The sequence below is a fragment of the Pantoea sp. IMH genome, assembly GCF_000599885.1.
Taxonomy (GTDB): domain Bacteria; phylum Pseudomonadota; class Gammaproteobacteria; order Enterobacterales; family Enterobacteriaceae; genus Erwinia.
Map to the genome: position 1 here is coordinate 276,213 of NZ_JFGT01000007.1, position 8,327 is coordinate 284,539.

6 protein-coding genes and 2 tRNA genes are annotated in these 8,327 nt (G+C 55.4%); 4 read left to right on the forward strand and 4 right to left on the reverse strand.

The window, feature by feature from the left end; translation table 11 throughout:
- The first annotated feature begins 4 nt into the window (after positions 1-4).
- Together EA20_RS0119350 and EA20_RS0119355 are read left to right on the forward strand one after the other, a co-directional pair.
- Positions 5-892 carry a DMT family transporter gene (locus EA20_RS0119350; RefSeq protein ID WP_024968406.1) on the forward strand — a complete coding sequence of 296 codons (888 nt, stop codon included), beginning with the start codon at positions 5-7 and terminating at the stop codon, positions 890-892.
- 58 nt (positions 893-950) lie between these two features.
- A complete protein-coding gene (locus EA20_RS0119355) occupies positions 951-2,321 on the forward strand; it encodes a CoA transferase (protein ID WP_024968407.1) in 1,371 nt (456 codons plus the stop codon).
- 733 nt (positions 2,322-3,054) lie between these two features.
- Here EA20_RS0119355 and EA20_RS0119365 read toward each other — a convergent pair.
- The 4 genes from EA20_RS0119365 to EA20_RS0119380 form a co-directional block, all read right to left on the reverse strand.
- Positions 3,055-3,609, reverse strand: coding sequence for a molecular chaperone (locus EA20_RS0119365; protein ID WP_024968408.1), 555 nt, complete (start codon positions 3,607-3,609; stop codon positions 3,055-3,057).
- A 35-nt stretch (positions 3,610-3,644) separates the two neighbouring features.
- Positions 3,645-4,382 carry a phosphatase gene (locus EA20_RS0119370; protein WP_024968409.1) on the reverse strand — a complete coding sequence of 246 codons (738 nt, stop codon included), beginning with the start codon at positions 4,380-4,382 and terminating at the stop codon, positions 3,645-3,647.
- A gap of 55 nt (positions 4,383-4,437) precedes the next feature.
- Positions 4,438-5,379: a glyoxylate/hydroxypyruvate reductase GhrA gene (gene ghrA / locus EA20_RS0119375; protein WP_024968410.1), complete on the reverse strand. Its 942-nt coding sequence runs from the start codon at positions 5,377-5,379 to the stop codon at positions 4,438-4,440.
- Positions 5,380-5,471: 92 nt separating this feature from the next.
- Positions 5,472-6,935, reverse strand: a complete 1,464-nt coding sequence (locus EA20_RS0119380; RefSeq protein ID WP_024968411.1) for a peptide MFS transporter — start codon at positions 6,933-6,935, stop codon at positions 5,472-5,474.
- A gap of 232 nt (positions 6,936-7,167) precedes the next feature.
- Between EA20_RS0119380 and EA20_RS0119385 the strand changes: the two genes are divergently transcribed.
- Positions 7,168-7,255 (forward strand) — tRNA-Ser (locus EA20_RS0119385).
- Between the two features lie 858 nt (positions 7,256-8,113).
- Positions 8,114-8,201, forward strand: a tRNA-Ser gene (locus EA20_RS0119390).
- Positions 8,202-8,327: the final 126 nt, after the last annotated feature.

Sequence of the window (8,327 nt, forward strand, 5' to 3'; positions counted from 1 at the left end):
TCTTGTGGCACTGCGGCATTTTTTCATGATCTTATTTGTGGTAACAACCTGGGCTTTTAACAACGTTGCCATCAAATGGGGTTTACTTGATCTCCCCCCTCTTTTTCTGACCATGATGCGCTTTGTCGTCGTGGCTGTCATTCTGGTGCCGTTTACGCGGATAACCCGCCAGCAGCTGCGCTATCTTATCCCGCTCGCCTTTACCTTTGGCTTTATGCATTTTTCACTGCTGTTTGTCGGCCTGAAATATACCGATGCCGGAACAGCCGCCATTGTTGTGCAGCTTGGCACGCCGTTTGCGATGATTCTGGCAATGATACTGCTGAAAGAGAAGCTCACGCTGATACAGATGCTGGGTATCGCCATCTCGCTGACCGGCGTATTTGTGCTGACCGGCAGCCCGACGATTCCTTCATGGTGGGTGTTGTGTCTGCTTTTATGCAGCGCGGCGGGCTGGGCAATCAGCAATATGATCGTGAAGAAGTCACCCGGCATTAAGCCACTGACCATGACCGGCTGGCTCTCCTTTCTGGCAATCCCGGTGGTCGCGCTGGCGTCATTTACGCTGGAAACCGGCCAGATGGAAAGCCTGATGCACGCCACCTGGCGTGGCTGGTTCGCCATCTTTTACAGTGCAATTGGGTCTTCAATTGTGGCTTATTCAATCTGGTATGGCCTGCTGAGGAACTATAACGTTAACCTGATCATGCCCTATTCGCTGCTGACGCCGGTGTTATCGGTGGTGATGGGCGTGCTGGTACTGGGCGACAGCCTGAACGCCTTCAAGGTTTCCGGCGCGCTACTGGTGATAGCAGGCACTGCCATTGCGGTGATCAACCTGCGCAACCTGCGTATGCACGTCCGTCTACGGAAATTCAGCCACAAGCGTTAGTGCCAGGCAAAACCCACTTTTCGTTGCTAAGGTGTACAGGTGAACGAGGGGAATGGCGATGGATAATGGGTTAATGGCACTCCTGTGGCAGCAAATGTGGTCCGGCCTGCGTGGCGCCAGTACACCGCTGCCGGAAGTCAACTTTACCGGGACTCAGCGTTTCAGTTCCGCCTGGCCAGTGACTGAACTGGCGAGCGCCAGTATTGCGCTCGCCGCCCAGGCCGCCGCCGATCTGGCTGGCATCTCCCATCGACTTGAAGTTGACAGCCGCCTCGCCTCCCGCTGGTTCCAGCGCTCTTTTATTCCCATTAACCGCGCCGCACCAGCCCTGTGGGATCCCTTCGCTGGTGATTACGAGACGCAAGATGGCTGGATCCGCCTGCATACAAATATGCCTCATCACCGGGCTGCGATGGAGCAGATACTTGGCGCACATCCCAGCCGGGCCACGCTGGAAAAAACCGTGCGTGTCTGGGGTAAAACCGCGCTGGAACAGGCTGTTGTGGACGCCGGAGGCTGTGCCGCCGCGATGCAAAGCCTGTCGCAATGGCAGCAGCATCCGCAGGGAATAAGCGTGGGAAGTGAGCCATTAATCGCGCAGACTTTGCAGCCTGAAGCCTCTGCGCCCTCCTGGCCGCTTTTTCCTGCGCGTCCGCTCACCGGCGTGCGCGTGCTGGATTTAACACGGATTATCGCCGGTCCGGTAGCAACCCGCTTTCTTGCCGGACTGGGCGCGGAAGTGCTGCGTCTCGATCCGCCAGGCTGGGAAGAGCCGGCGCTGGAGGAGGAGTTTACGCCCGGTAAACGCTGCGCACGGCTGGATCTGAAATCCCCGGCAGGCCGCGAGCGTTTCGAAGCGCTGCTGGCTCAGGCCGACGTTCTGGTTCATGGCTATCGCGCCGACGCGCTCAGCGCGCTGGGCTACGATGCTGAAAGCCTGCAAAAATTGTCACCTGGTCTGGTTGACGTCGCCCTGAATGCCTGGGGATGGAGCGGCCCCTGGCGCAACCGCCGGGGCTTCGATAGCCTGGTTCAGATGGCAAGCGGCATCGCTGACTTTAACCGCCAGTGGATAAAAAGCGCCTCGCCTGTGCCGCTGCCGGTGCAGGCGCTTGACCACGCAACAGGCTATCTGATGGCGGCGGCGGTACTCGAGGGGATGCGACAGCGCCGTTTGCATCATACCGGTTACTCCGCGCGCCTCTCGCTGGCAAGAACTGCCGCGCTGCTGACCCGCTTTCCTTATCCCGACGCGCCGCGTACTGAAAATCTGACCTCCCAGCCTTATGATGAGAGTGTGGAAACCGAAATCACGCCATGGGGAATTGGCTACCGGCTGCACTCGCCGGTCTGGCTGCCCGGCACGCCGCTGGTCTGGTCCCGCTCCGCTTCCCGACTCGGTACTGAAGCCCCCTGCTGGAAACACTGACGCTATATAGCGATATTGCTTATCCTCCTCCCGGCATCAGCGGCTCAGAGGCGTAGAGTTAACCGGTAAGTGATTCAGATATACCCTGGCTGGTATTTAAGGCGGCTGGAAAGGCGGGTAGCTGGAAAAAATGGACGCACATAAACGCAAAAAAGCCCGACGGGAAATCGGGCTTTTCGCTTATTCCTGGTGCAGTTGGTGGCTGCGCTGGAACGTACTGCTTGCATCTGTACACACTTTAATATTATCACTTCTGGTCACATCGTCAACTGCTCAAAAAAAACCGGAAATTCTCTGTGCATCAGAAAGCTGATGATATACTGTATGTGTATACAGTTGTTGGGTGGTTGATCAGTGCGCGACACAGCATCAGATTTTACCCAACCGGAATACAGGTGGTGCTGTCCGGTTTGCCTCCACCCAGGAGTGCTGCTCTGCATCTGTACACACAAATGCGCGTAGTGAGGGTGAAAGTAAAGGCATAAGCTACGTGCGGTGCTCTCCGGTAAAGGAGATTGCCTCAGTGATTACTCTGGCCATCGTCTTTTTGGTGCTAAAGATTGTGTCGGTGATCTTGCAGATTACTTTGCAGATCGTGGAGTTAATCCTTGCGAAACGCAAGTGAATGACAGCCGTCAAACGCTGACATAACTGGATCAAAGGCCGGGGAAAATACCACCCCGGCCTTTTTTCATCTGTGGAAGCCTGGCCGTTTACGCAGGCATTAACGGACTCAGTTTTCCCCTTCTTCTTCCAGTTCATCACGCATCGCCTGAATAGCTTCACGCGTCAGGGCCGAAAGCGTCCGGTAGAAAGCCGTGCCGGCGTGGGCTTCCACTTTGCCGAGAAACTGGCCACACCAGGGCATGATAAATTCATCAAATAACCTGATTTGCGCGTCGGACTCGTCAGCCTCTGAACGATCTTCAAGCCATGAAGCGGCCAGCAGCAGCGCGCCGATATGGTCGGTTGGCGTCTCGCCCAGCGGCATTCCCCGGCTCTGCAGGAAAGCGCGGACGTCACCTTCCTGCGGGCCATTTTCCCAGAACGATCCGTAAGGCGGAACCTTGCAGTCGCTGCCAACAAACAGCGCATTGTAATCCGCGGCCAGCGCCTGCGGATCGCTGTTTTGTTGCAGACGGGTCAGCAGCTCATCCTGCTCCAGGGGCCACTGCTGCTGCAATTTTCCCTCCCGCAGTAGGGTAAAAAGCGGCATCAGCAGCGGATCCTGGGGCTGGCGGTTATAGAGCGAGCCGAGGATGCGGCAGATGACGGAAAATTCATTCATAGCAGTCAATCCATTCAGAGGTAAATGTGACAACGTCACATATCAGCAAATTCAGCGATGGTTTTCCCCGTACGCCTTTCCAGAAAATCGAGCAGGCGTCGCGGCGTGACATTTAATACGCGATCCTCAGGAAAATCCACCTCCTTCATAATCCGCAGGCAGTGTTCGAAGTTGCCGAGCGTGAAGGCAGTATGGGAATCAGAACCACATGAGATAAGCCCGCCAGCATCGCGCACAGCCTCAACGATAGCGCGACAGTTCGGCTCGCTCCCCAGGCGGGAATGCGTAAACGAGGAGTTATTCAACTCCAGCGCCACCTCATATTCAGCCGCGGCTTCGGCGATGGCCGGGATGTCGACCGGATATCTTGGGTTACCTGGATGACTGATAATATGCACATTGCCGCTGGCCATGGCAGCAATCATCGCTTCGGTATGGATCGCTTTGTCACGCGGCGCAAAAACCGGCTCGTGAAAGCCCGCCACCACAATGTCCATCGATCCCATCATCGGACCGGTGCAGTCGATCTCACCCTGAACATTCTTGATATTGGCCTCAATGCCGCGCAGGATCCCGACGCCCTCAACGAGGCGCGGCCAGACACGCATATTAACGAAATGCCAGTAATGCGGCGCATCGGCCATATCCGGGCCGTGATCGGTGATCGCCAGCAGCTTGATGCCGCAGGTTTGTGCCTGCTGAACATAATCGCGAAGAGTACTGTAAGCATGGGTACTGGCTACGGTGTGCATATGAAGGTCAACGGGATACATAATTTTCTCCTGATTGCTTCAGGCAAGAATAGCACCATTCCTGCCCTGACAGACGTTAATAGCCGCGGCTGAGGTCGACCCGGCCCGCAGGCGTTTCTCCCTTTTCACACTGTGCGATGCCAGCGGCGATATAACGCATAGCTTCCTCCGGCAAGGTGACAGCCGCATTATGGGGCGTGATAGCAATATCAGGGTGCTGCCAGAAGGGGTGCTGTTGATCCAGCGGTTCAGTGACGAAAACGTCCAGCGCGGCCGCTTTCACTTCCCCGGCGTCGAGCGCAGCCAGCAGATCTTCCTCAACCAGATGCGCACCGCGTGCCAGGTTAAGGATGAACGCCTGTGACTTCAGCTGACTCATCAGTTCACGATTGATGATGCCAACCGTCTGCGGCGTATTGGGAAGAAGATTAATCAGTACCTGCGTGCCGGAGAGAAAATCAGGCAGCTGATCGTTGCCGTAAAAACTGGTGACGCCCGACATCGCTTTAGGCGTTCGACTCCAGCAACGTACGGGGAAGCCCCATGCTTTCATACACTCCGCCACGCTGCGGCCCAGCACACCAGCGCCCAGTATGCCGATAGTGAAGCTCTCGCGAGGATAAGCGGGCAGATGCTGCCAGCACGCCTGCTGTTTTTGCTGCTGATAGTCGGTAAAGCGACGAAACCAGCCGAGGACGTGATAGAGGGCATACTCCTGCATCTGAAGGGCCATGCCGGTATCTTCGAGGCGAAACAGCGGGACGTTGGGGGCGAGCAGATCGGGATGCTGGCGAAGCTGGCTGAGAATATCGTCAACGCCAGCGCCCAGGGCAAAAACGGCCTTAAGATCGCGGCGCCCCTTGAGCATCTCCTCCGGCGGCTGCCGCACCAGCGCATAGTCAGCGTGTTGCTTATCGCCGGGCGTCCACTGGCGGACGCGAGCGTCAGGCAGAAGCGCCTGCAACCCCTCTACCCATTTCTGCGGGTGAAAGGATGAGTGATAAAAAATAATGTCCACGTTTGCTCTCCTCTTTTTTCTTCAGGCTCGGGAAAAATGGCGCAGCTGGCAAGAAAAATATGTTGGAATACAACGCGTACCCCAACCGAGCATCAGCGAGTGGCGTCAGGCTGAATCAGCTTACGCAGCAGCGGCATCAGCAGCAGCAATACCAGACCGACCGCCGCACTGCCCCAGCCAAGCAAGGTGAAAATATGGCTGTAGCCTGGATTGGTCAGCACCGGCGTACTGCCGCTGTTTACCGGCATCAATCCTGAGACGTATCCCGCCAGGACCGAGGCGACGCCCGTTACCATCATCCAGCAGCCCATCATTACGCCCTGGTAACGTGCCGGGGCCAGCTTACCAATCATCGCGTAGCCGATAGGTGAGATCAGCAGTTCGGCGATGCTCTGGAGGACGTAGCTGATAACGATCCATTTAAATGCCACCATGCCATCGCCTCCGGCAAGCATAATGCCCAGCGGTAATACCAGCATGCCAAGTCCGATGATAAAGAGCGATGAAGCGAACTGGAGAGGAATATCAATACGCCATCCGCGTTCGCGCAGGTTGCGAAAGCCCACCGCAAGAAGTGGTCCGCCGAAAACAATCACCAGCGTGTTGATATTCTGTACCCACTGGGGCGCGACCTGAAAACCGTAAACGTTAAGATTGATATTATGTTCAGTAAAGAGCATCAGCCCCATGGGGGCCAGTTGATAGAGCATCCAGAACACCAGCGATCCCATGGCTAACAGCAGATAGGCGCTCATCCTGCGCCGTTCATCGCGATGTTTGTGACGCAGCGTGATAACGCCAAGCAGCAGAAAAATCATCATGCCAAGGCCAATTACAAAGCTGCCGGTAAAGTCCGCATGGGTCAGCATCACGCGGATCAGCGGCACCAGCGCGATGAGAATGGCCAGACCGGCCACCATCCGTAGCCGGAACTGCTGTTTACTGACGTAAAGCAGCGGCGTGTCGATATCCCGTAATATTTTCCAGCGCAGCAGTGAAACAACGATCGCCACGGCATTGCCCAGGGTTGCGAACAGAAACAGCGCTTCGTAATGTTCCGTGAGCTGGAAGTAACCTGCTCCGGTAAAACCGATAAAGAACCCAAGGTTCATCCCGGCATAGTTCCAGAGAAAAGCGCTCTCGCGCCGGTTATCTTCAGGCGCGAAACGTTGGGTTAGCATCATATTGATACAGGTTACGTTGAGGCCGCTGCCGGTAAGGAACATCGCCAGGCCCCAGTAAAGCCCCTCCGCACTCTGACCGGAAAGCACCCAGCAGCCTGCCACCTGAAGCAGCATTCCCAGCACAAACAGATTACGGTTGCTGAGGTAGCGGCCGCCAAGATAGCCGCCAAACAGATGCAGACCATAGTTAAACGCGCCGAACACGCCCATCATGGCGTTCGCCTGCCCTTCGCTAAAACCGAGGCGTTTAGTGGCGTAGAGCACCAGCGTGGAATAGAGCACGGCAAAACCGAGCGTGGCGAAGATTTGAATAAAAAATAGCGCACCGGTGCCTGAAGGCGTAGCTTCAGCGGCTGTCCTGGAGGTGTTCACACCTGACCTCAACAATGTTTATGCAAGTTTATACGCATTATTATGCATGTTGTGCGTTGGGATTACTGTCCGAAAAAGGCCTTTAGCTGTCTGACGGCAGCTGACTGCCGAATTAAGCAACAAACTGCTGTAAAACTGGCTAAACGCGCGGAAAAATGCAGAAAGGGAGTTGACCGATGGATGGCTTTTCCCTACATTACCGGCCACGCAATGCAGGTTGCGTAAACAATATGGTGAGGTGTCCGAGTGGCTGAAGGAGCACGCCTGGAAAGTGTGTATACGGCAACGTATCGAGGGTTCGAATCCCTCCCTCACCGCCATATTTAAAGAGAAAGCCTGAGCGAAAGTTCAGGCTTTTTTTATGCATATTTCCCATGAGGGAGGGTGAGAACACTCGACAGGGTTCGACAAAACGGCAGGGATTGCCGTTTTGCACAGCTCCGCTGCCCGCAGGGCGAGGCACATGGACGAGACGGACATGTGCCTCGTGACATCCCTCCCTCACCGCCATATTTAAAGAGAAAGCCTGAGCGACAGTTCAGGCTTTTTTTTATGCATATTCCCCATGAGGGAGGGTGAGAACACTCGACAGGGTTCGACAAAACGGCAGGGATTGCCGTTTTGCACAGCTCCGCTGCCCGCAGGGCGAGGCACATGGACGAGACGGACATGTGCCTCGTGACATCCCTCCCTCACCGCCATATTTAAAGAGAAAGCCTGAGCGACAGTTCAGGCTTTTTTTTATGCCTGTGTTAAGGCGGTTCCGTGGTTCTGCTCCGGTAAATGAGCTGCTGAGTAGTCTGGTTGTATTCTCTGTGATAGCGGAGACCGGCTCCGGCAAGAGCCAGAACACCGGGACGCCGTCAATCCTTCCCTGGAGGCTTCGCTGCCGCCTCCCTGCGGCAGCGACCCGGCTTATCATTAGCTTTTCATTTTCAGATAACGCATTCGTAACTTCAGCAATATCATCAAGCTAATTAAAAAAGCACACACTTCCGGTCATACGCAAAGGTAGAGCCTGTAAGTTGCCGATATTGAATTGTATTTCGATGACGCTAAACAGATCCGCTCACGCCTTAACCAGATATAACGAAAGGAAAAAATTCTGCTTGACCCTACCCGTCCGACTCCCTATAGTAGCGCCCCGTCGCCCCTGAGGGCGAAGCAGTATAAAATATGGTGAGGTGTCCGAGTGGCTGAAGGAGCACGCCTGGAAAGTGTGTATACGGCAACGTATCGAGGGTTCGAATCCCTCCCTCACCGCCATATTTAAAGAGAAAGCCTGAGCGAAAGTTCAGGCTTTTTTTTATGCCTATTCCCCATGAGGGAGGGTGAGAACACTCGACAGGGTTCGACAAAACGGCAGGGATTGCCGTTTTGCACAGCTCCGCT

Bases quoted from the DNA above. Each gene is read 5' to 3' on its own strand.
- EA20_RS0119355 (WP_024968407.1), top strand. From the start codon at position 951: ATGGATAATGGGTTAATGGCACTCCTGTGGCAGCAAATGTGGTCCGGC.
- EA20_RS0119365 (WP_024968408.1), bottom strand. From the start codon at position 3,609: ATGAATGAATTTTCCGTCATCTGCCGCATCCTCGGCTCGCTCTATAAC.
- EA20_RS0119370 (WP_024968409.1), bottom strand. From the start codon at position 4,382: ATGTATCCCGTTGACCTTCATATGCACACCGTAGCCAGTACCCATGCT.